This window comes from Gilliamella bombicola, from assembly GCF_900094945.1.
Taxonomy (GTDB): Bacteria; Pseudomonadota; Gammaproteobacteria; order Enterobacterales; family Orbaceae; genus Gilliamella; species Gilliamella bombicola.
This window is the reverse complement of the sequence record NZ_FMAQ01000001.1, coordinates 229,713-253,743: the sequence shown is the minus strand read 5'-3', so window position 1 is coordinate 253,743 and position 24,031 is coordinate 229,713. Positions and strand designations below refer to the sequence as shown.

The window sequence follows — 24,031 nt, the reverse complement described above, 5'->3', positions numbered from 1 at the left end:
CGTCAGAATGTGCCGACAACAGAGCGAGGTTAGCACGCCAAACAGGACGTTTGGCGAGGCTATTCTCCGTCTGGAACGGATAATAGCCGGTGCGTCAAGACCGAGCGACGGCGGAGGGTAGCCGTAGGCCACATTCTGCAGCCAAGCGCGGGATTGCTAAGGGAATTCGCTCTAATTCCCTTAGCTCGGACGTGGTCACTGTAGCTATTTTATCCACCCAAGCTCAAAACGTCCGAAACCACCGCACTCAATTCATTTCATTCACCAAAACAAAAAAGGCCTGATTTTCCGCCCAAAAATCGGTCAGAAAAGGTATTTATTATATTGAGACAAAAACCAAGTGATCGCAATTAAATCAGCCGAACCACCGGGGCTTAAATTGCGTTTTATTAATTCGGTATCAAGTTGATACAAATTTTCCCGTACTTTGGGATTGATTATGCCACCTTGTTTGATGAGTTTTTTCGCTTGTTCTTGCACAAAAGCCAAGCCATCAAGTCCACCCCGTGCAACTAAGTTGGTATCTTGATTAAATGCAAGCAAATGTAACATTGCTTGCAATAGGCTAGTTTCTTCATCGTGACCGTGATTTTGCATTTCTTGATAGATAGGTAGTGAAACGTTTCGAACAGTTGCATAACCTGATTCTGCTTCGCCACGTGCGCCAGATAAGTGATGACGTTTAAATAGCTTTTCGCCTATCGAATTAGCTTGGTTATTTTGCTGTAGTTCGCTTTGAACTATACCTTGGCAAATGGCTGAAACTTGGTCACAGATGCTTTGTGCATGGGTGGGTAAGGCAAGTTGTTCTAATCGTCCAATTGCACCCAATAGCAATCCAAAAGCAAATATGCCGCCTTTATGGGTGTTGACTTGGTTGGTGGCTTGGAACATGGCTTGTTCACACTCAATACCAATCGGTCTAATTCCTGCTAAAAATAGTTTGTTATCGTGTAAAGCGGATGCTTTGCCATATTGATAAAAACGTTCAAACCAGTTACTAATGGCGCTGATGCTGTGGACAAAGGTTTGAAAATCCATGTCGCGGTGGGCGCCACTGTTATTCATGTCAACTAATCCCGGCTTAGGTGATAGACAAATTTCTTTAATTAATGCTTGGGTTGCTAATTGTGCAGGTAAGCATCGATTGGAGTCATTATTGAGTTTTAGTTCTAATAATGCTATTTGCTGATAATAAGCGTTCATTATTATTTGTTACCTATTGGCGATGATAGTTATTCTGTTGTGCGTTGTAATGGCGTAATAAACCAATCCATTGTTTTAAATGGCTTGGTTTATTATAAGGATTAATAATCACTGTGTGTTGATACTGCAAGTACTTCTCGATTACCGTTGTGGCTTGGGGCGCTAATAATGCCTTCTACTTCCATTTGTTCCACAATGCGGGCAGCTCGGTTATAGCCAATTCTAAATTTGCGTTGTACGCTAGAAATTGACGCTCTTCGTGTTTCAATAACAAAAGCGACAACTTGGTCGAATAATGGATCGAGCTCTTCGCCTAACGTATCTGCGTTACCGTTTTCACTTTCGTCGGTTGCTACAGTGACATTTTCGATATATTTTGGTGTGCCACGTGCTTTCCAATCTTGTACAACGGCGTGCACTTCTTCATCACGGACAAAGGCACCGTGAACGCGAATTGGAATGGAACTATTAGGGGCTAAATAAAGCATATCCCCCATACCAAGTAGTGATTCAGCGCCCATTTGATCTAAAATGGTACGCGAGTCAATTTTACTTGATACTGTAAAGGCAATGCGTGTTGGAATATTTGCTTTGATTAAGCCGGTAATGACATCAACTGACGGGCGCTGTGTCGCTAATACCAAGTGAATACCAGCCGCCCGTGCTTTTTGAGCAAGGCGTGCAATTAACTCTTCTACTTTCTTGCCAACAGCCATAATAAGATCGGCAAACTCATCAACCATAACTACAATGTATGGTAATTTTTCTAGTGTTGGCATGTTAAGATCCATGCTATCGGTTGGTTTCCATAGCGGATCGGGAATAGGCCTGCCCATTTGTTCTGCCAGTTTGATTTTTTCGTTATAACCGGCAATATTACGGACACCTAACGCCGACATGAGCCGATAGCGTCGTTCCATTTCATTAACACACCAATTTAGTGCATTAGCGGCATCTTTCATATCGGTTACTACTTGGGTTAATAAGTGTGGTATCCCTTCGTAAATAGATAATTCAAGCATTTTCGGGTCAATCATTATAAACCTGACATCTTCAGGTTGCGATTTATATAAAATACTTAAAATCATTGCATTAACGCCGACTGATTTACCTGAACCTGTCGTACCGGCAACTAATAAATGTGGCATCTTCGCCAAATCAGCAACCACCGATTGTCCAGAGATATCTTTCCCTAATACTATCGTTAGCGGTGATGGCGCATCTTTAAATTGAGGACTATCTAAGACCTCCCTAAAGTAGACCGTTTGGCGATTTTTATTAGGTAATTCGATGCCAACATAAGGTTTACCCGGAATGACTTCGACTACACGTACTGATGGCATGGATAGTGAACGCGCTAAATCACGGTCTAGCGTTGAAATTCGTGCGGCTTTAATACCCGGTGCCAGTTCAATTTCAAAACGAGTAATTACAGGTCCCGGTAAATAATCAACCACTTTAGCTTTTACGCGGTAATCCGACAAACTTTTTTCAATTAGTTCAGACATGGCATTTAAAGCAGCATGATCAACTTCGATTCGCGCTGTCGGTGGCGCGGTTAACAAGTTTAGCGATGGCAAAGGTGTAGTTGGTTTAGGTAATGGTTTATCATTTCGTCGTAATAATGGATGAATTAAACTTTCTTCGTCGCTTTCGTTGGAATGGTAGTGTTGTACATCTTCAACACGATCTTCTTCAGGATAGATGTCGTCAATGATTGGATTGGCTTTTTTTAGCGCTTCGGTATCAATATATTCCAGTTGTTTGGCTTCTGATTCTGCTTTTACTTCTGTGTCAGTTTCTGTATCTGCTGTGTCTGCTATGCTAACAATATTTGCTTGGTCAGTATTAACCTCTGGTTCTTGGATAAATGGTTGCTTAGATTCAATTATTTCAACCTTTGCAACGTCTATAGCTGGTTCAATGTGTGTTTGTTCATGAGTGAATTTAATTTCAGGCTCATTATGTACCGAAGTAAATAAGGGTTTACTTGGAGCATCAGAAATAGTGTATTTGTCTGGCTCTTCAAAAGACAATTTTTCTGCTGATTTTTGCGTTTGTATTACCTGTTTTATTTGCTCCATTGATGAAGACAATGCTTGCTCTTGATCGGGTGTGGCTTTGTCCGTATTTATGTTTTGAATAATCGATTCAAGGCGCGATAGAATTTCGTCTGGGTCAAGTTCTTTCCTAGGCGGGTTGTCAATTGTTTGTGAGGTTGTACTTGACGGTGGTAATTGGGCATCTTCGCGCGGTGATCCGATTAATTCAGCAGTAGTTTTGATTAAAATTTCTTCATTGTCAGTCAATGCCGTAGTATTTGAAGACTGCTCTTGGAAGGTTTCATTGCTCGGGATTGCGGTTGATGTTTGAATGATATGGGAATTATCATTTTTTGTTTCAAACGGTATGGTAAATTGAGGTGATTTTGTCTCCTCATCAGACTCTATTATCGGTTTTTCATGGTGTGAGTCAGGTTGTTCATAGTTATTTGTCGGGCGAGATTTAATTAACCATCTAATCGGTAATAGTAGAAGCATGACAAAAGCACCTAATTTTTCGATTAGATTGAGCCATGATAATCCAGTTAATAACGTGACACAGGCTAGGCAAGTTCCAAGAAGAATGAATGATAAAGCAACGTTATTTATAATGGGTAAAAGGCTTTCGATGACTATCGCACCCAAATAACCACCAGCTTCAAACTGTTCAGAATCACGAATATTTAAAGCAAAAAATCCTGTAGCACTAAATATAAACGCTAAAACTCCAATAATCCGAAATGAAAGACTAAAGTAGTTAATAGGCTCATTAGCATGCTTGTAAAAATAGACAATTGACTGTAAACAAATAAAAATAACAATGAAAGGTAGGCTATAAGCGATAAAACCTAAAAATTGAAAAAGAATATCGCAGGTATATGCGCCAATATAACCGCCAAAATTACTAATAGGATCGTGCCAAGCAGTACGAGACCAACCAGGATCAGACGGATCGTAACTGTACTGTGATAAAAATAAACAAACAGCTAACCCGATTATTATAAATAGAATAAATTGAGTTGTAATTTGTTTTCTTGTAATTTTGGGCTTTTTCAAACACGTACCTAAACATTGTCGCTATTAAAATTGTGGGCATTTTATCATAAATTGCACTCTCTCAAAGAGCGAATAAAAGATAAAACCGCATTTATTATTATCAATAGTGTTGTTATGAATTAACAGGGGTTAGATTTTGGTTAAATCGTTTTCCATTTTGTACATAATGTTGTGCATTTTTTATATTGCCGTTGATTTCTGCTTCGGTCAATTTGCGGATAATTTTCGCTGGTGATCCCATAATAAGACATCCTTCTTCATAAGGAAGCGAATGGGTAACTAGTGAATTAGCACCTACTAAGCAGTTTTTTGCGATTTTAGCGTTATTGAGAATTGTACTGCCCATACCAATTAGTACATTATCTTCAATCGTACAGCTATGAAGAATGACGTTGTGACCGATAGTGACGTTTTCGCCAACAATGCAAGGGATGTCGGTTTCAAGGTGTATTGTGCAGTTATCTTGTACGTTACTATTTTTTCCAATGCTGATCGGTGCAATATCACCCCGTAAAACAGCATTAAACCAGATAGAGACACCTTCTTGTAAAACAACATCACCAATAATATCGGCAGATTTTGCGATAAAACAATTTTGATGAATTTGTGGATGTAAATTACCTAGTTGATAAATCATTACTATTACCTTTTGATGTTTTTGATCCTTAAAAATAATCCAACAGAAAGGAAATTACATAACACCATAGAGCCAACCATTAGCCATTCTGTTGTATTGTCGATCGTTATAGTTGCAGCAGTATGCGTTGAGACTAATATTGATAATAATATACCCATTGCCCCTGCAACGGCAAATCGAATCGTACCGGCAAGAGAAGACGCCGTGCCTGCAATATGGGGGTAAAAGTCTAAAATGATTGCCATGCTATTGCCACCAATGGTTGACATACAACCGATATAACCAGCAACACAAGCAACAAGATAGGCAAACCCCAAATTAAAGAACGTGACGATCATCAGTCCTATTGCCATAATAAATTGGAGCGACAGGCCTAAGCGCATCATTTTAATAGAGCCAACATGTTTTACAAAACGGCTATTTAATGTATTCATTAGGACCATAACTATGATATTGAACGCAAAGTAGTAACCAAAATTAATTGATGCAACACCGTGCAGGTTCATATAAACAAAAGGCCCTAAGCTTAAAAATGAAAACAATCCCGCACCAGAAAATGCACCTATCATCATATAAATTAATACTTGTTTATGGCGGAATAGCGTAATGAAATTATTTAAAATGCGAATTAAGCTAAATTTATCACGTTTTGTTTTTGCTAGTGTTTCCGGAATAAAGGTGATGACTAGACCAAAGCAGGTTAAAGCAATTAGGCTTATAGTGTAGAAATTGGCTTGCCAATTGAACCAATATAAAATAAATCCACCAATAATTGGCGCTAATAAAGGGGCAACATTAGATATTAGCATCACAAACGACATCATTTTAGAAAATTCATCACGATCACGATAAATATCTTTCATTAGCGCATTTATTACAATTGTTGTTGCTGCTGCCGCAATGCCATGAAAAAAGCGAGCCGTGATTAATTGATTAATATTGACTGCAATACCACAGCTTAACGCTGCAACTATAAAAATAATTAGACCAAAAATTAATACGTTACGTCGTCCATAACTGTCTGTGAGTGGTCCAAATAAAAGTTGACCAACAGAAAATCCTAATAAATAGCAGCTAATTGTTAGCTGTACAGCCGAATCAGCTACATTAAAATCACGAGCAATAGTTGGCATACTTGGTAAATACATGTCTATGGATAAAGGCATTAACATAGAGAGTAATCCAAGAATAAAAATAAGTGCTTGTTTAGATATTTTAAGATTAACTAAAGTATTTTGGGTTGGCACGTCGTACTTCCTTCAAATTTTATTCAAAATGCACATAACAAAATGCGGGACAATCAATGACACAAAATTATTTAAAAAATCTTTAATTATCTAAATGAAAAGTTGTGGTTCAGATCTCTGTAAATTGTACGTATCAATTAAACGAGTCGATTTCATCTTGTGTAAGTGGTCGATATTCCCCTTCAGGTATATCTAGGATTACTTTGCCTATCTGTTTGCGATGCAACGCAACAACATGATTATTGACCGCTGCAAACATGCGTTTAACTTGATGATATCGACCTTCACTAATGGTTAGTTCAGCGTGAAAATCATCGATAATATGTAATTTAGCTGGTTTAGTGAGTGATTTCTCACTTTTTAATTGAATGCCATTGTTAAATATATCAATCAGTTCAATGCCTAATGGTTGTTCAACCGTGACGGCATAGACTTTTTCACAATGATGCTTGGGTGATGTAATTCGGTGTGACCATTTTCCATCATCGGTCAGCAATACCAGTCCTGTCGTATCAAGATCAAGCCTGCCAGCTGCATGTAATTTTTCAGGTATCGGCTCATCAATAAAATAAAGAATAGTGGGATGGTCAGGATCATCGGTTGAACAAACATAGCCTTGAGGCTTATTGAGCATGAAATAGCGTTGGCTGGTAACTTGTTCGATTTGATAACCATCATAATGAACAATCTGTTTTGGCGATAATTGATAAGCGCCTGATTTTATAACCTCACCATCGACAGTCACTTTTTTAGCTTTGAGTTCTTTGGTGACAATCGTGCGACTGGCACCTAAATGATGAGCAAGAAATTTATCTAATCGCATAATTTAAAACGTGTTCCTCTATTACTTTAAAGGTGTATATATATCAAAACGGTGATTTTTTGTTTTAATTTCGGCCGTCGGTCTTTGATCAGCTAAAAACGGCGCATAATCTGGCCTTTTTACTACCACTCGTTTTTTTGCTAATTTTCTTGCTGGTTCTAATAAACTATCAGCATCATTATCACTACCAACTAGTTGTTGGAATATGCGCATCTCTTTTTTGACAAGTGCACTTTTTTGACGATGTGGAAACATGGGGTCGAGATAAATCACATCGGGTTTATCTGGGTAAGTAATTAATCCCTCAATGCTTGAATGATAAATTAAACGTAAATGCTGCTCAAGCCAACTACCAATATGGAGATCTTGATAGGCACGCTGTAAACCATCTTCTAATAATGCAGCAACGACAGGATGCCGCTCAAACATAGTAACATGACAGCCAATAGATGCTAAAACAAAGGCATCTCGACCAAGCCCTGCTGTGGTATCAACAACGGTAGGTAAATACTTACCTTTGACACCAACCGCTTTCGCAATCGCTTCGCCGCGACCACCACCAAATTGACGACGATGAGCCATTGTTCCTGAAACGAAATTAACACATATCGAACCTAATTTGGGTTCGTCTGTCTTTTGTAATTCAAGTTGATTGTTTTGGGTAACCAGAGTGAACGGTAGATCGGCATTTGCCGATAACCACTGCTCAGCTAATAATTTTAGCTGAGCTAAGTTAGGACTAGTGGATGCCATAATGTCGAAGTAATGCTTCAAGTTGAGGTTCGCGACCTCGGAAGTTTTTAAATAGTGTCATTGGTTCATCGCTACCGCCTTGCGATAAGATGTTATCAAGAAAGGCATTTCCCGTTTTAGCGTTGAAAATGCCTTCTTCTTCAAAACGTGAAAATGCATCAGCAGATAATACTTCTGCCCATAAATAGCTGTAATAACCAGCAGCATAACCTCCCGCAAAAATATGACTAAATGCATGTGGGAATCGACCCCATTCAACGGTAGGCACAACGGCGACTTGCTGTCTTACTTCGGCTAATGTGTTTAAAATATCAGGATCTTTTTGTGTATGTAATTTAAAGTCAAATAGACCAAATTCCAATTGACGTAAAATAAATAGCGCGGCTTGGTAGTTTTTAGCATCTAGCATTTTTTCTAACATTTCTGCTGGCAGTGGTTCGCCAGTTTGATAATGTCCTGATATAAATGCAAGCGCTTCGGGTTGCCAACACCAGTTTTCTAAGAATTGACTAGGTAATTCAACCGCATCCCAAGGTACACCATTAATACCTGCGACAGATGAAGTATCAATTTCGGTTAACATGTGGTGTAAACCATGACCAAACTCATGAAATAGGGTGGTGACTTCATCGTGCGTAAATAGCGCTGGTTTGTCGCCAACCGGGCGATTAAAGTTACAGGTTAAATAGGCAACCGGTTTTTGTACATGTCCATCAGCAAAACGCATACGACCAATACAATCATCCATCCAAGCGCCACCACGCTTGTGTTCGCGTGCATATAAATCAAGATAGAAGCTACCTTTTAATTCACCATTAGCGGCAAACAGATCATAAAATTTCACTTCAGGATCCCAAACTTCAACGCCTTGTCGCTCTTTGGCTGTAATACCAAAGATGCGGTGTACTACCTCAAATAAACCACTAATTACTCTTTGCTGTGGAAAATAAGGACGCAACTCTTCATCGTTAATGCTGTATAAATATTGCTTTTGTTTTTCACTATAATAAGCCACATCCCATGGCTTGATATCACTAGCACCAAAAAACTCATAAGCATAACGTTTAAGTTCAGCTAGCTCTTTTTCGCCTTGAGGTTTAGCTTTAATTGCTAAATCATTTAAAAATTCGATGACTTGCGAGGTAGATTCAGCCATTTTTGTTGCAAGTGATTTATCAGCATAAGTATTGAAGCCTAGTAATTGTGCAAGTTCATGACGTAGCATTAAGATTTGTTTAATGATCTCTGTATTATCCCACTTACCAGCATGAGGGCCTTGATCTGATGCACGAGTCGTATAGGCTTGATAAAGTTCAAATCGTAAATCACGGTTATCACAATAAGTCATAACAGGAAGGTAACTTGGCATATCTAAAGTCAGTAACCAACCCTCTTCGCCTTTTATTTTTGCTTGTTCTTTAGCTGCAGCAAGCGCACTTTCAGGCATGCCAGAGAGTTCTTTGATATCAGTAATTAATTTTGACCACCCCATGGTCGCATCAAGTACATTATTGCTATATTTTGAGGATAATTCTGATAATTTTGCGACAATTTCACCGTAGCGTTTTTGTTTATCATCAGGTAAGCCAATTCCAGATAATTCAAAATCACGTAATGCATTATCAATAACTTTTTTCTGTGCTTTGCTTAACGTCGCATATTGTTCGCTTTCTTTGAGTTGTTTATAGGCTTGATATAAAGGTTTATGTTGTCCAACCCATGTGCTGTATTCAGATAATAATGGCAGACAAGCTTCATAAGCTTCACGTAATTCAGGGCTATTTTTAACTGAATTAAGATGGCTAACTGGCGACCAAGCTCGACCAAATTTTTCGTCCACTTCATCAATTGGTTGGATTAAGTTATCCCAAGTGTATTGGCTATTTTGTTTTAGTACTGTTTCAATTGTATTTCTGCAGTTTTTTAGAGTTTCTTGTATAGCAGGTAAAACATGCTCGGGTTTAATTTTTGAAAAAAGTGGTAATGGTGCATCTGTTAATAATGGATTAGTCATGTAGCGATACCTTTATACACATGGGTTGTCTATTGATAGAATATAATATGGTGGCAAATTCAGTTAATTCAAGAGAATGTTATACTTGGGAAGCATTATAATCCCATCAATTTGCGTTCGCGTTGCCATTCAGTAGGGGTATAAGTTTTTATAGAAAGAGCATGAATACGGTTGTCATGGATGAATTCTGCCAAAGGGGCATAAATTGCTTGTTGTTTTTTTACGCGACTTAAATCGGCAAATAATTCACCGACAGCAATAACTTGAAAATGGCTACCATCGTCGGTTAGGACATGTACGTCATCAAGTTCAAGCGAACTTTTTAATTTATCTATAATTTCTTGTTTATTCATTAGTAATACTCATCATTAATATAAATGTAAGGACTATTTTTTTGTTAACTCTTTGTTGTAGTATCGTTTTTTAGCTCAGTGTCTCAGTACAAAACCTAATCTATTTTAAACGTTGATTACAGGTTGTAAATCATACAAGGTAATGAGCGTTTGCAATTGAGGGTTAATACCTTTGAGTTTGACATGATATTTATTGCAAAAGTAAATTAACGTCGCGAGCCCTGAAGAGTCAACCCGAGTAAGTTGCTCTACATCAATGCATTTTATACCATTTAAAATAGAGTCTTGTGTTGACCATAAGTCGTTTAAGGAGTGAACATCAAGTTCACCCTGTAAACATAATATATCTTGTTGTTTTTCTGTTTTGATTCGCGACATTATCGACTAACCTTTTTGTTTAGCATTTGGATCAATATTGCGATTTGAAAGTTCAGTTAATTGTTTGGTTAATGCATCAATACCATCTTGACGTAAAATAGTTGACCACTCATTTTGTTTTGTGGTGATCATGCTTACACCTTCAGCAACTAAATCATAAGCTTTCCATTCGCCTGTGATAGAGTTTTTACGCCATTGAAAATCAATACGCAATGGTTGTTGATTTTTATCCGGTTGATTTAATAAAACACGAATAGAAATAAGTGTTTTGCCAGTTAAATCTTTAGGCGATTCAACTTGATAGGTTTGACCATTATACATAGATAATGCTTGAGCGAAAGCTTGTACAAGGTAGTTTTCAAAAGCTTCAAAATAAGCCGTGCGTTGTGCCTCTGTTGCACTTTTATAATAATTACCTAAAATCAATGCGCCAGCATATTTTACTTGCACATAAGGTAACAGATCTGATTTTACAATCTCTTTGAGTTTGTTAGGATTTGATTTTAATGCTGCGGATTGTGCATTCATAGTGCTAAAAATCTTATCAGCAGCAACTTGCATTTCTTTATAGGGATCGTTTTCAGCAAAGGCTGTAGAACTAAACAATAAAGCTAATACTAAAAAAATGGTTGTTTTAAATTTGTTTAACATGCTAACTCCTTAGTTTTCAGTTGTATCTTCTTTTTTATCTTTGTTGGCTTTGTCTTTATCTGATGAGCCTCCTATACTGTAAAGGAATTTACCAATCAGATCTTCTAAAACGAGAGCAGGTGTGGTGTTTTGCACAACAAAACCTTCAAGTAAGTATGGTGGAGTTTTATTTTTTTCTGCTTTAGCTACAATAGCTGGATCAACGCCTGATGCGTCAATACTAAATTCTGTTTCTCTATCAACGCCTATATTGATATCAATAAACTGTTCTCCAAGTATTCCAGATGTCTTAATTGAAAGTGAACTTGAACTTGGAATTTTATTATATTGTGCATCAATATCCATGGCTACATAAGGTTTGTATTGATTGCCATTTGACGAATTTAGCGAAATATTACTGACGCGACCAATGACTACCCCACCAATTTTAATAGGAGAACGTGCTTTTAATCCCCCAATATTCTCAAATACAGCATAAACTCGATAGGAATTATGGCTTGCAAATGATGTTGGATCGGTTACTTTAAAACATAAAAATAGCACTGAACAAATGACCAGTACCATAAATAATCCTACTGTAATTTCGATTTTACGACTCATGTTTAATGACCTCAATGACTAAACATTAATGCGGTTAAAATAAAATCTAACCCCAAAATAACTAATGATGAATAAACAACAGTGCTTGTTGTTGCTCGACTAATTCCTTCTGATGTTGGTACACAATCGTAACCATTAAAAAGTGCAATCCAAGTGCTAGCGATGGCAAATGCAAAGCTTTTGACAAAACAGTTTCCTAAATCATGCCACCAATCAACATTGCTTTGAATAGATGACCAAAAAAAGCCCGCATCAATACCTTTCCAATCAACACCAACAAGCGAGCCACCTAAAATGCCAACGGTGACAAAAATTGCAGTTAAAAACGGCATACTAAAAAATCCAGCCCAAAAACGCGGAGCGATAATACGCCGTAGTGGATCAATTGCCATCATCTCCATACTTGATAACTGTTCAGTTGCTTTCATTAAACCGATTTCGGCTGTTAAAGCAGAGCCTGCACGGCCAGCAAACAGTAGACCTGCGACAACAGGCCCTAATTCGCGAAGTAGGGCTAGAGCAACCATCATTCCAATGCTTGCTTCGGCTCCAAAAGTAGTTAGAATAAAATAACCTTGCAGAGCCAGAACCATGCCTATAAAAAGACCAGAGACAATAATAATGGTCAGTGATTGTACTCCAACAAAATAAAATTGCTTAATGAGTAATGGAAATTGTTTGTTAAATTGTGGCCTACCAATTAATGCCCCAAACAGCATAACACCGGAACGGCCAATCATCGCAATGATATTGATAAACCATTGCCCTAATTTTGCCAGTAAATTCAACATTATTTTATACCTCTGCTTAGGTCTAATCGGTAATCATCAGCAGGATAATGAAAAGGGACTGGTCCATCAGCCAAACCGTCAAGGAACTGTTTAACCCGTGAATCGTCATTATCACGCAATTGCTGCGGTGTACCACCTGCAATAATATGTTGTTCAGCTACAATATAAGCATAGTCTGCAATACTGAGTACTTCGCTCACATCATGACTTACAACAATGCAAGTTAATCCTAATGATTGGTTAATTTCAGATATCAGTTTAACAATCACGCCCATTGAGATAGGATCTTGCCCAGCAAACGGTTCGTCAAACATGATTAAATCGGGATCCAGCGCTATAGCTCTAGCTAAAGCGGCGCGTCTTGCCATACCACCAGATAATTCAGAAGGCATCATTTGAGCTGCGCCACGTAAGCCAACCGCTTGTAATTTCATTAGCACTAAATTGTGCAATATAGGTTCAGGTAAGTTTAGGTGTTCGCGTAATGGATAAGCCACATTGTCAAATACCGTCAGATCAGTAAATAAGGCTCCTGATTGAAATAACATGCTCATGCGTTTACGTACTTCATACAATCTTGAACGCGACATGCTTGGTATATCTTCACCATCGAATAAAATTTTTCCTGATTGCGGTTTTAATTGACCACCAATCAGACGTAATAAGGTGGTTTTACCAATGCCAGATGGCCCCATAATTGCCGTGACTTTTCCTTTTGGGACATTCAGACTCATATTTTTATAAATAGGTCTTGTTCCACGATAAAAAGACATATCATGAATTTCAACCAAATTTTTCTGTAATGTGTTTGTCACAGTGATTTCCTACACTACTGATCTAAAATTGGAGCTATTTTACTTGATAATTGAGAATAAAGGAAATGTATTAAAGTTATTGTTTTATACTAAAATGCTAATAATTGATATAAAATGCACATCACATTCAATAATGAATCAGAGCAAAAAAGGCAAAATGTATTTTGCCTTTTAGTGTTATGTATTATTCGTGCCTGACTTTTCGTGCTAGATAGTTTCCAAGACTTTGAATAAATTGTATAACAATAACCAAAATTACCACGCAAATAATAGTGACGGCCGTATCAAAACGTTGATAACCGTACGAAATAGCCAAATCACCAATCCCTCCAGCGCCAATTGCACCAGCCATTGCCGTTGCACCAATTAAGCCAATGGTGGCTGTTGTTATGGTTAAAATTAACGAGCTGAAGGCTTCAGGTAACATAAAATGCCAAATAATTTGTAATGTTGTTGCACCCATGGATTGCGCAGCTTCAATAATACCATTATCAAGTTCAAGTAAGGAGTTTTCAACTAATCGGGCTATATAAGGTGCAACATAAATGGTTAAAGGCACAATAGCGGCTAGTGTGCCAAATGAACTACCAACGATCAGTTTAGTTAGTGGATGAATGGCGACAAGTAATATAATAAAAGGAAGCGATCTTAGTGTGTTGATGATTGGATTTAATATCCGATAAATCAGTGGGTTTTCTAATAACCCTGTCGGTCTTGTTGTGACTAAACAGATACCAAGCGGAATACCTAATAATACCCCAACACTTAAGGAGAAAAAGACCATAATAAAGGTATCATAAAATGCCTGAATAAATTGCTCTGTTGTGACTGTCGTTGTAAAGTAAGAGGCTAAATAATGAATAATGGTATTGAATTGTTCCATTTTAGTTGCTCTCCCAATGGTTAATTTCGGTGACTTGTACACCATGCTGACACAGATAATTCACTGAATCATTAATATGATTATCATTTCCTTTTAATTGCACAAACATGCTGCCTAGCACGGTATTTTGAATCTCGGACATATGGGCAAATAAAATATTGACGATGACCTTTTGTTGCAGTATTAGCTTATTTACTACGGGCTCTGATGCTGAACTACCCAAAAATTCAAGTTTGAATAATCGAATATTGTCTTTTGTTTTTTCTAGCGCGAGCAAGTTTTTGACCACTCCATCAGGGATTTGATCATTAATCACGGTACTTACAAAATTTTGTGTTGTTTGGTGTTTGGGATGACCAAAAACATCAAGTACATTGCCATGTTCAATGATTTCTCCTTTTTCCATGACGGCTACTTTATGACAAATTTGCTCAATAACATGCATTTCATGAGTGATTAATACGACTGTTATTTGATATCTTTCGTTAATTTTTTTGATTAAATCTAGAATGTCTTGAGTTGTTTGTGGGTCAAGTGCAGAGGTGGCTTCATCACATAATAAGATATCAGGGTTATTTGCTAAAGCACGAGCAATACCAATCCGTTGTTTTTGCCCACCTGATAGCTCTTTAGGATAACTATTGGCTTTTTCACTTAATCCAACAAAAGCTAAAAGTTCATGAACTCTTTTTTGTATAGTTTGTTTTTTTTCTTTAAGTAAAATTAGCGGTATGGCTATATTTTCAAATACAGTTTTTGATTCTAATAAATTAAAATGCTGAAAAATCATACCAATTTTTCGTCTTACTTGCCGTAATTCACTATTTGATAATTGGTTGAGAACTTGATTTTGGATAATGACATTACCTTTTGTTGGTTTTTCAAGAAAGTTAATTAACCGAACTAATGTGCTTTTACCCGCGCCACTATAACCAATGATGCCGTAAATATCGCCTTTACGAATGGTTAAATTAATATTGTTTAATGCTTGTGTGGTGATGCCATTTCGCTCATATTTTTTAAAAACATTTTCAAATCTAATCATTATTTGTAACCCATTTATTTTGTTTGAGTTGAATATTTGGATAAATAATTAACCAAAGGCATTATCATGATATGGTGAATTTTAAATTTGGGATTATTATTCAACGATGTAATTTATGTTTATTTAACGGTAACATAGGTTAGTTTTCTGCCCTAATAATCGTTTTTTATATCTTATTCCTTAAAGTTATAAGATAGAATCACTTGGAATAAATGAACCGCTTTTTTTGTGCTACAGTGTTTTATGTTTGCAACTTATAGGGGTATTTTTTATGAAAACATTTTTTACTGAACACAAATTTTTTAGGTATATTGCCTTCGCATTGGTGGTTAGCTCAATAAGTTTGATTACGGCTTGCGATAAATCATCAAACCAAGCTAATAATCAAACAAAAAAAGAGATCAGTATGGGAGTATCGCCAGGGCCTTATAATGATTTGTTTAATGATGCTGTTAAGCCAATACTTGAATCCGAAGGTTATAAAGTTAAACTAGTTAGTTTTCCACATTTGCTTGAATCGGATATCGCTCTAACTGAGGGTAGTATCGATTTAACCGTTGCACAGCATACAGCTTATATGGACGTATTTAATGCACAACGTAAGGCACATTTAAAGTCGGTTGTTCATGTGCCATCGGTGCCTGCTGCAGTATTTTCGAATAAATATACCTCATTAAAGCAAGTTTTTTCGGGGGCTAAAGTGGCTATTCCGCAAGATGCTTCTAATGCAGCTCGCTCATATAATTTATTAGAAAAGGCAGGATGGATAAAATTAAAGGAAAACACTAACCCTATTATTGTGAGTAAAAATGATATAGCTGAGAATATCGCAGGTATTGAAATCATTGAAATGGATTCGGCTAACATTCCTCGTGTATTAGATGAGTTAGATTTTGCGGTAATCCCAGGTAGTATCGTTTATTCTGCCAATATAGATTCAAATAAAGCACTTCTTTCAGAAACTATCATTCCAGACTTAGAGATTATGGTGGTAGTTAATGAGGGAAACGAAAATAGCCAATGGGCACAAGATATTAAACGCATTTATCAGTCCCAACAGTTTAAGGATTATATGAAAACACATAATCAAAATGGTTATTGGGTAATGCCTAAAGAATAAACGAGAAAAAATAAAGCCCGTTGATAACGGGCATTTTAATATCTTGGCATTTGTTGATCAATTATGCATGCCCAAGCATCAATTCCCCCTGTAAGGTTATAAAGGTAATCGGTATCAAAACCATTTTCAGCTAAATAGTTAGCGACATTAAGGCTTCTTATGCCGTGATGACAGTAAATAATAATATCGATTTCATCAGGGATTTTGTCTAAATACAGTGGAATTAGGTTCATTGGAATATGCGTTGCTCCATTAATGTTGCAAATAGCGACCTCGTTAGCTTCGCGTACATCAAGTAAGAAAATGTTATCAGACTGGTTTAGTTTTTGTGCCAGTTCTGTTGGTGTGATTTCTTTTATTGTCATTATTTAAGACTCATGAGAATAATTATCAAAAAATTTTAGCTAGAGATGTTTTTTAGTATCAAGCTTCAATTTTTCATTTATGTAATATCATCCTGTAAGAATATTACAGGATGATAATATTTTTGCTATTTATGCTTCTAATGCTTTGCTAATTTTTTCAAATAAATCTTTAGATAAATTTTCAATTTTTAGTAAGTCTTCAAGTGCTTTTCGCATCTGTTGTTGACGTTTTTCGTCATAACGTTTTAATCGAATCAGCGGATCGATGAGTCTTGCTGCAACTTGCGGATTTTTTTGGTTTAACTCAGTGAGTATCTCAACTAAGAATTGATAACCACTACCATCTTTAGCATGAAATGCCACAGGGTTATTATTTACAAAGGCACCAATTAATGCACGGATGCGATTTGGATTACTGAGCGTAAATGAGCGGTGAGTTAATAATTTTTTCACTGTAGCAAGGACATTTTTATCTGGGCTTGTTGCGTTCAATGCTAACCATTTGTCCATAACAAGTCCATCTTGATGCCATTTATCATCAAAGTTTACTAATAGCTCTGTTCGACAATCAAGTTCAGCTTTTACCGCTACATTCAAGGCGGCTAAACAATCAGTCATATTATTGGCTTGATGATATTGTTGGCTCACTAATGTATTGGCGCGCGAATTGTCATCAGCATAAGCTAATAAAGTTAAACAGCAGTTTTTAAGTGATCGTTTAGCAATATCATTATGTTTAATTTGATATTGTGAAGTGTTATTGTGGTGATAAACGGCTAATAATTCATCATAAAGTTCGTTTGCAAATTGAGTTAGTAAAAATAGACGGACTTCATGAATAGCGATTGGATCAACCACAGTAAATAAATTAGCTAATTCGTTTTCAGATGGCAAAGTCAATATTTGCGCGATAAGGAAAGGATCAGTGTTTTCTGATAGCAATACCGCTCGAAATGCATCTAATACTGAATCAGGTAGTGCTAATTTTTGATTTTCTTGATAATTTTTTACATTTAAACGAACATATTTTGCCAATAGCATTTGCGCTGCATCGTAGCGGCTAAATGCGTTAGTCGCTTGCTGCATTAGGAAAATGAGGTCATTATCTTGATAATCATAAGTTAACTTAACGGGGGCTGAAAAATCACGTAATAATGAAATGATCGGTTTTTCAGTCACGTTATCAAAGATAAATTGTTGTGTGCTCTGCGTTAAATTTAAAACATGGTGAATAGGTTGGCCTTGGTATTGCAAAGTAATAACTTTGCCATCATGTTGATATAATTCAATATCAAGCGGGATATGTAATGCTTGTTTTTGATTTTGATCTTGTGTTGCTGGCGTATATTGCTCTACCGTTAAAGTATATTGTTGGTTTTTTTCGTCGTAATTATCGGTAACGGTTAGTTCAGGTGTACCTGATTGGCTATACCATAATTTAAACTGAGTTAAATCGATGCCAGAGGCATCTTGCATGGCAGCAACAAAATCATCACACGTTGCGGCACTACCATCATGGCGTTTGAAATAGAGTTTCATGCCTGCTTGGAATTTATCTTCACCTAACAAGGTATGCATCATACGAATAACTTCAGCTCCTTTTTCGTATACGGTTACTGTATAAAAGTTATTCATTTCAATGACTTGTTCTGGGCGAATAGGGTGTGACATTGGGCTGGCATCTTCGGCAAATTGAACGGTACGTAAAAGTTTTACATCTTCAATCCGTTTGACTGCACGAGATCCCATATCGGCGCTAAATTCCTGATCACGGAATACTGTTAATCCTTCTTTTAAACTGAGTTGGAACCAGTCACGACAGGTGACTCTATTACCTGTCCAGTTGTGAAAATATTCATGACCAATTACCCCTTCAATACCTAGGTAGTCATCATCTGTCGCTGTTTGTGGCTTGGCCAGCACATATTTTGAGTTAAAGATATTTAAACCTTTATTTTCCATTGCTCCCATATTGAAAAAATCGACTGCAACGATCATAAAAATATCTAAATCATATTCAAGTCCAAAACGTGTTTCGTCCCAACGCATGGCATTTTTTAAGCTTGTCATTGCCCAGTGAGAACGATCTAAATTACCTTTATCAACATAAATTTCTAAATCAACTTTACGTTTGGATTGCGTGATAAACTGATCTTTTAAAATATCAAAATCACCAGCAACTAAGGCAAATAAGTAGGCAGGTTTAGGAAAAGGATCTTGCCATTGTACCCAATGATGTCCATCAGCAAGTTCACCTTGCGCGATGCGATTACCATTCGAAAGTAGGTAAGGATAGCGTTGTTTATTCGCAGTAATGCGTGTTGAAAAACGTGCAAGTACATCGGGTCTGTCAAGATAATAGGTGATATGTCGGAATCCTTCCGCTTCACATTGCGTACAAAGCGCTTCGCCTGATACGTATAATCCTTCAAGTGCGGTATTATTAATTGGTTTGATTTCGTTAACAATCGTTAAAGTAAACTCGGTAGGCACGTTGTGAATAATTAGTCCTGTTTTTGTGATTTGATAATCATGCCATGGTTGCTCGTCGATATTAATGGAGATCAATTTAAGGTCTTCGCCATCTAAAATTAAATCGCTCGCTTGCTGGTTTTTTTGAACGACGCGGCTACGGGCTGTTACTGTTGTTATTTCGGGCGCTAAATCAAAATCAAGATCAATGTCGGTAATAGTAAAATTAGGCGCTTTATAATCAAGACGTTTTTTTGCAATAGGTTGCGCTTCAGGTGTTTTTGTATTCATGTTGTTATGACCTTTTGGTTTGGACTCAATTTATACGTTGTGCTAGTGAATATTATAGCCGATTAAAAACAATCTTATTACATAATTAATCTATATCTTCATTATTATTCTGCTATAATCTTCGGAATTTTCTTTAAAGTAATAGCATTAAATTTACATGTTACCAGCAATCATTACATCAATATTAGATACTGATGCTTATAAGTTGCATATGCAGCAGGCTGTATTTCATCGCTATCCTGAAGCAACCGTGGTTGCTCAGTTTCGTTGTCGTAGTGATGATTTACTTGGGCAATATGCAGATCAAATAATACATCAAGTGAAATTAATGGAATCATTAGCTTTGTCTGATGATGAATTTAACTATTTATCAAATATTTCCTTTTTTAAATCTGACTATTTAAATTGGCTTAAAAAATGGCGTTTCAATAGTAATTTGCTTACTATAAAAAATGAAGATGGGGTGCTTTCCATTACCATTAAAGGAAAATGGTTAGATGTCATTTTATGGGAAGTGCCATTACTTGCTATTATCAGTGAGATTGTCCATAAAGATCGTTCGCCAAATATTGGCGTTCCTGAAGCATTGGCAAGGCTAAAAGATAAATTAGCGTTGTTTAATGAGAAAACAGCTAATATGGATATGTCGGGTTTTAATTTAATGGATTTTGGTACTCGTAGGCGTTATTCGTTTGCGGTGCAAGAGGCTGTTGTTAGTTATTTGAAAACGCATTTTAATAACTTTCACAGTACTAGCAATTATTTACTTGCCTATCGTTTAGGACTTACGCCAGTTGGAACTCAAGCACATGAGTGGTTTCAAGCTCATCAGCGTTTAAGCTATAGTCTTCAGGATTGTCAAACAAATGCGCTTCAGGTTTGGTTAGATGAATATCCTCATGACTTGGGAGTGGCATTGACCGATTGTATTACAATGGATGCGTTTTTACGTGATTTTGACCTGCACTTTGCGTCTCACTATCAAGGGCTTCGTCATGATTCGGGTGATTCAATTGAGTGGGGAGAAAAGGCGATTGCGCATTACCAGCAGTTAGGCATTGATCCTAAAACAAAGTTATTGGTATTTTCAGACAGTTTGAATTTTGATAAGGCACTTAATATTTATCAACATTTTAATCATCGCGTAAAATTATCTTTTGGCGTAGGTGGTTTTTTGGCTTGCGATATTCCTTCTAAAGAAGCGAATACTAAAGCATTGAATATTGTACTTAAATTAACGGAATGCAATAATCAATCTGTTGCAAAACTATCAGATAGTCCAGGGAAAACAATATCTCAAGATTTAGATTTTATTGATGAATTAAAACGAACTTTTAGTGTTAAAATTTGATAATAATTAATATTTAACCTATCGTTCATATTAGAAAATAGAGATCAGTAATCAAGATTTTATTATTTAAGAATTCCATTTTGCTATGGAATAACCGTTAGAATAGATCTGTATTACTTTAAAGATTACTTAAACAATTAATGTAGAGATGGATAATTAAAATGACTTCAGTTGCACCTATTGTTGATGTGTTACAAGGCAAAATTGCTGTTGGTAGCACAATTTCTGTTCAAGGTTGGGTAAGAACTCGGCGTGATTCTAAAGCCGGCATTTCATTTTTAGCCGTTTATGATGGCTCTTGCTTTGATCCAATTCAGGCGGTTATTGAAAATAATTTACCTAATTATGAACAAGAGATCTTACGTTTAACGGCTGGTTGTTCGGTTAAAGTCACTGGTAAAGTGGTAGAATCACCAGGTCAAGGTCAGAAATATGAATTACAAGCAACACAAGTTGAAGTATATGGCTTTGTTGATGATCCTGAAACTTACCCAATGGCAGCTAAACGTCATTCTATTGAATACTTGCGAGAAGTGGCTCATTTAAGAGCAAGAACCAATATTGTTGGTGCGATAACGCGTGTACGCCATACGCTAGCACAAGCTATTCACCAATTTTTTGACGAACGCGGTTTTTATTGGTTATCAACACCTATTATTACTGCATCAGATACCGAAGGAGCGGGCGAAATGTTCCGTGTTTCGACACTGGATATGTTAAATTTGCCTAAATCGGATAGTGGTAAGGTCGATTTCGATAAAGACTTTTTTGGTAAAGAAGCATTTTTAACTGTTTCTGGGCAATTAAATGCCGAAACTTATGCTTGTGCACTTTCTAAAGTTTATACTTTTGGTCCAACATTTAGAGCTGAAAACTCAAATACAACTCGTCATTTAGCTGAGTTTTGGATGATGGAGCCTGAAGTGGCGTTTGCTGATCTTAACGACAACGCTAAGCTTGCCGAAGACATGTTGAAATATGTGTTTAAAGCCGTATTGGAAAAACGAGCTGATGATATGCAATTTTTTGCCCAGCATGTTGATAAAGAAGCAATTAAACGTCTTGAAAACTTTATTAATGCTGATTTTGCGCAAGTTGACTACACCGATGCTATAACTATTTTGCAAAACTGTGATGCTCAGTTTGAAAACCCTGTCAGTTGGGGTATCGATTTAGCCTCAGAGCATGAACGTTACTTAGCCGAACAACATTTTAAAGCGCCAGTGGTTGTCAAAAACTATCCTAAAGACATTAAAGCGTTTTATATGCGTATGAATGATGATGGTAAAACAGTTGCAGCAATGGACGTTTTAGCGCCGGGGATTGGTGAAATTATTGGTGGTTCTCAGCGTGAAGAGCGTTTAGATATGTTGGATAAACGTATGGAAGAAATGGGACTGAAAAAGGAAGATTATTGGTGGTATCGAGATTTACGCCGTTATGGTACAGTACCTCACTCTGGATTTGGTCTTGGCTTTGAACGGCTGATTGTTTATGTCACCGGCGTGCAAAATGTACGTGATGTGATCCCATTTCCGAGAACACCGCGTAATGCAAATTTTTAAGCTGATTCAATTTCCCGATCTGATATAGGGTTGGGATTTTCAGTTAACTAATTTTTAGTCTGTATTTGATTAAAAAATCATCAAACAGTCCTGATTTTAGGCTTAGACAGCGGGTTTTATGAAAAGTTCGCTTGATTTTAAAAAAAATTTATACATAATTTACGATACTGTAAAAAGTAAATAAAGATAATAGTAATACTATTATTTTTGGAATGAATGATTTTTAAGCAAAATTGACACTAAACTTATGGGGTGTGTCTTTTTTAGAAAAATAACCATGAGGGTAAAAAATGAAACGTAATCTATTAGCAATCGCTATTCCTGCTCTTTTAGTAGCAGCAGGTGCAAATGCATCTATTGAAGTTTGGAACAAAGATGGTAATAAAGTTGACTTTTATGGCCGAGTAAAAGCAGCTAACAACATCACTGACCGTGGTCAAGATGGTGAAGGTGATGATACTTCAGCTCGTTTAGGTATGTCTGGTCAAACTCAAATCACTGACAGCGTAACTGGTTACGGTCGTTGGGAATATGAAGCGAAAGCAGGTAAAAACTCTAATAACGAAGTTCGTTATGCGTTTGCTGGTTTAAATTTTGGTGATGCAGGTTCATTCGATTATGGTCGTAATGACGGTGTGTTAAAAGCAATCACTGCTTATACTGACGTATTACCACAATTTGGTGGTGATGCAGCAAATAATGCTTGGAATGTGCTTTCAGCTCGTACTAAAGCAGTAGCAACTTACCGTAACAATAATTTCTTCGGTTTAACTGACGATGTTAGTTTTGCAGTACAGTATGCTGATAATGGCGATAATTCTAATAGTGCTGATTCTATTAGAGGTGGTTCACGTGAAGCTTATGGTGCAAATGCTCAATGGCATATCTTTGATACTGGCTTAACTGCTGGTGCTGGTTATGCTCAATCAACTTCAAAAGATCATCGTCACAGCACTTGGACTGGCGGTCTTAAATATGATAACTACAATTTATATTTAGGTGCTAACTATTTCCAAAGCAAATTGAAACGTAGAGTAGATCTTGAAAGCGCAGTGACTGGTGAGATTCTGAAGACTCTTGATCAAAAAGTTAGAGGTTTTGAATTAGTTGCTCAATACGGTATTGATTTAGAAGTAGGACGTTTAACTCCATCTATCGCTTATGTTCAACATAAAGTTAAAGTTGACTCTGCTCATTTTGAAGATGACTGGTATTATTACCACTATCGTGGCGTTAATTCACCTTTAGCTAAATACGTATCTGTAGGTGCAACTTACGATCTAAACAAAAACTTCAGTGCAATTGTTGAATACAAATTCAATCTTCTTGATCGTAAAGACATTGGTGCAGCAAATAATACAAAAGTTCAACGTGATCGTCACTTGAATAAACCAGGTACTAAAGATGTGTTAGGTGTTGGTTTAATTTACCAATTCTAATCTCTTAATATCTTATAAAAAGGCACTTAGGTGCCTTTTTTTATTTCTTAAATCTTTTTCACTCTAAAAGCACATTTTATGCTTAAAAAAATTCAGATTAAGTATTAAAATATTCGCAAATTCGCAGAAATAAT

20 protein-coding genes and 2 pseudogenes are annotated in these 24,031 nt (G+C 36.7%); 4 read left to right on the top strand and 18 right to left on the bottom strand.

Annotation, left to right across the window (positions count from 1 at the left end):
* Nucleotides 1-303: 303 nt before the first annotated feature.
* The 16 genes and pseudogenes from citG to GA0061081_RS01185 all read right to left on the bottom strand — a co-directional run bounded on the left by citG (nt 304) and on the right by GA0061081_RS01185 (nt 15,294).
* Entirely contained in the window at nt 304-1,206 is a 903-nt protein-coding gene (gene citG / locus GA0061081_RS01255) for a triphosphoribosyl-dephospho-CoA synthase CitG (RefSeq protein WP_091346327.1), read from the bottom strand.
* A 101-nt stretch (nt 1,207-1,307) separates the two neighbouring features.
* A pseudogene (locus GA0061081_RS11190) lies at nt 1,308-2,849 on the bottom strand (DNA translocase FtsK); the annotation flags it as partial.
* Nucleotides 2,850-3,767: 918 nt separating this feature from the next.
* Nucleotides 3,768-4,304: pseudogene (locus tag GA0061081_RS11185) on the bottom strand (DNA translocase FtsK 4TM domain-containing protein); the annotation flags it as partial.
* A gap of 112 nt (nt 4,305-4,416) precedes the next feature.
* On the bottom strand, nt 4,417-4,941 hold the full coding sequence (locus GA0061081_RS01245; RefSeq protein WP_091346323.1) for a gamma carbonic anhydrase family protein: 525 nt from the start codon (nt 4,939-4,941) through the stop codon (nt 4,417-4,419).
* A 5-nt stretch (nt 4,942-4,946) separates the two neighbouring features.
* Nucleotides 4,947-6,188 carry a Bcr/CflA family multidrug efflux MFS transporter gene (locus GA0061081_RS01240; protein ID WP_202983828.1) on the bottom strand — a complete coding sequence of 414 codons (1,242 nt, stop codon included), beginning with the start codon at nt 6,186-6,188 and terminating at the stop codon, nt 4,947-4,949.
* Between the two features lie 133 nt (nt 6,189-6,321).
* Nucleotides 6,322-7,011: a 16S rRNA pseudouridine(516) synthase RsuA gene (gene rsuA, locus GA0061081_RS01235; RefSeq protein ID WP_091346322.1), complete on the bottom strand. Its 690-nt coding sequence runs from the start codon at nt 7,009-7,011 to the stop codon at nt 6,322-6,324.
* Between the two features lie 21 nt (nt 7,012-7,032).
* On the bottom strand, nt 7,033-7,764 hold the full coding sequence (locus tag GA0061081_RS01230; protein WP_091346321.1) for a class I SAM-dependent methyltransferase: 732 nt from the start codon (nt 7,762-7,764) through the stop codon (nt 7,033-7,035).
* Nucleotides 7,751-9,778 carry an oligopeptidase A gene (gene prlC / locus GA0061081_RS01225; protein ID WP_091346319.1) on the bottom strand — a complete coding sequence of 676 codons (2,028 nt, stop codon included), beginning with the start codon at nt 9,776-9,778 and terminating at the stop codon, nt 7,751-7,753. Before prlC ends, GA0061081_RS01230 begins: the two co-directional genes overlap by 14 nt.
* A gap of 95 nt (nt 9,779-9,873) precedes the next feature.
* Entirely contained in the window at nt 9,874-10,131 is a 258-nt protein-coding gene (locus GA0061081_RS01220) for a BolA family protein (protein WP_091346317.1), read from the bottom strand.
* A gap of 105 nt (nt 10,132-10,236) precedes the next feature.
* A complete protein-coding gene (locus GA0061081_RS01215; protein ID WP_091346315.1) occupies nt 10,237-10,509 on the bottom strand; it encodes an STAS domain-containing protein in 273 nt (90 codons plus the stop codon).
* 6 nt (nt 10,510-10,515) lie between these two features.
* Nucleotides 10,516-11,160 (bottom strand): phospholipid-binding protein MlaC, encoded by a 645-nt coding sequence (mlaC, locus tag GA0061081_RS01210; protein WP_091346313.1) that lies wholly within the window; start codon nt 11,158-11,160, stop codon nt 10,516-10,518.
* Between the two features lie 9 nt (nt 11,161-11,169).
* Nucleotides 11,170-11,760: an outer membrane lipid asymmetry maintenance protein MlaD gene (gene mlaD / locus GA0061081_RS01205; protein WP_091346311.1), complete on the bottom strand. Its 591-nt coding sequence runs from the start codon at nt 11,758-11,760 to the stop codon at nt 11,170-11,172.
* Nucleotides 11,761-11,771: 11 nt separating this feature from the next.
* Nucleotides 11,772-12,551, bottom strand: a complete 780-nt coding sequence (mlaE, locus tag GA0061081_RS01200) for a lipid asymmetry maintenance ABC transporter permease subunit MlaE (RefSeq protein WP_180214338.1) — start codon at nt 12,549-12,551, stop codon at nt 11,772-11,774.
* Nucleotides 12,551-13,366 carry a phospholipid ABC transporter ATP-binding protein MlaF gene (gene mlaF / locus GA0061081_RS01195; protein ID WP_091346306.1) on the bottom strand — a complete coding sequence of 272 codons (816 nt, stop codon included), beginning with the start codon at nt 13,364-13,366 and terminating at the stop codon, nt 12,551-12,553. Before mlaF ends, mlaE begins: the two co-directional genes overlap by 1 nt.
* Before the next feature lie 184 nt (nt 13,367-13,550).
* On the bottom strand, nt 13,551-14,150 hold the full coding sequence (locus GA0061081_RS01190) for a methionine ABC transporter permease (RefSeq protein WP_425337775.1): 600 nt from the start codon (nt 14,148-14,150) through the stop codon (nt 13,551-13,553).
* A gap of 100 nt (nt 14,151-14,250) precedes the next feature.
* A complete protein-coding gene (locus GA0061081_RS01185; protein ID WP_091346302.1) occupies nt 14,251-15,294 on the bottom strand; it encodes a methionine ABC transporter ATP-binding protein in 1,044 nt (347 codons plus the stop codon).
* Nucleotides 15,295-15,565: 271 nt separating this feature from the next.
* Between GA0061081_RS01185 and GA0061081_RS01180 the strand changes: the two genes are divergently transcribed.
* Nucleotides 15,566-16,414: a MetQ/NlpA family ABC transporter substrate-binding protein gene (locus tag GA0061081_RS01180; RefSeq protein ID WP_091346300.1), complete on the top strand. Its 849-nt coding sequence runs from the start codon at nt 15,566-15,568 to the stop codon at nt 16,412-16,414.
* 35 nt (nt 16,415-16,449) lie between these two features.
* Here GA0061081_RS01180 and GA0061081_RS01175 read toward each other — a convergent pair whose 3' ends face one another.
* Complete coding sequence (locus tag GA0061081_RS01175) at nt 16,450-16,779, bottom strand: rhodanese-like domain-containing protein (protein ID WP_091346299.1); 330 nt, start codon at nt 16,777-16,779, stop codon at nt 16,450-16,452.
* Between the two features lie 129 nt (nt 16,780-16,908).
* The gene (pepN, locus tag GA0061081_RS01170; protein ID WP_091346297.1) at nt 16,909-19,542 is read right to left on the bottom strand and encodes an aminopeptidase N; all 2,634 of its coding nucleotides are present in this window, start codon (nt 19,540-19,542) and stop codon (nt 16,909-16,911) included.
* Nucleotides 19,543-19,699: 157 nt separating this feature from the next.
* Between pepN and pncB the strand changes: the two genes are divergently transcribed.
* From pncB to GA0061081_RS01155, 3 genes are all read left to right on the top strand, one after another.
* Entirely contained in the window at nt 19,700-20,893 is a 1,194-nt protein-coding gene (gene pncB, locus GA0061081_RS01165; RefSeq protein WP_091346295.1) for a nicotinate phosphoribosyltransferase, read from the top strand.
* Nucleotides 20,894-21,054: 161 nt separating this feature from the next.
* Nucleotides 21,055-22,458 carry an asparagine--tRNA ligase gene (asnS, locus tag GA0061081_RS01160; RefSeq protein WP_091346293.1) on the top strand — a complete coding sequence of 468 codons (1,404 nt, stop codon included), beginning with the start codon at nt 21,055-21,057 and terminating at the stop codon, nt 22,456-22,458.
* 290 nt (nt 22,459-22,748) lie between these two features.
* The gene (locus GA0061081_RS01155; RefSeq protein ID WP_091346291.1) at nt 22,749-23,897 is read left to right on the top strand and encodes a porin; all 1,149 of its coding nucleotides are present in this window, start codon (nt 22,749-22,751) and stop codon (nt 23,895-23,897) included.
* The last annotated feature ends 134 nt before the right edge of the window (nt 23,898-24,031 follow it).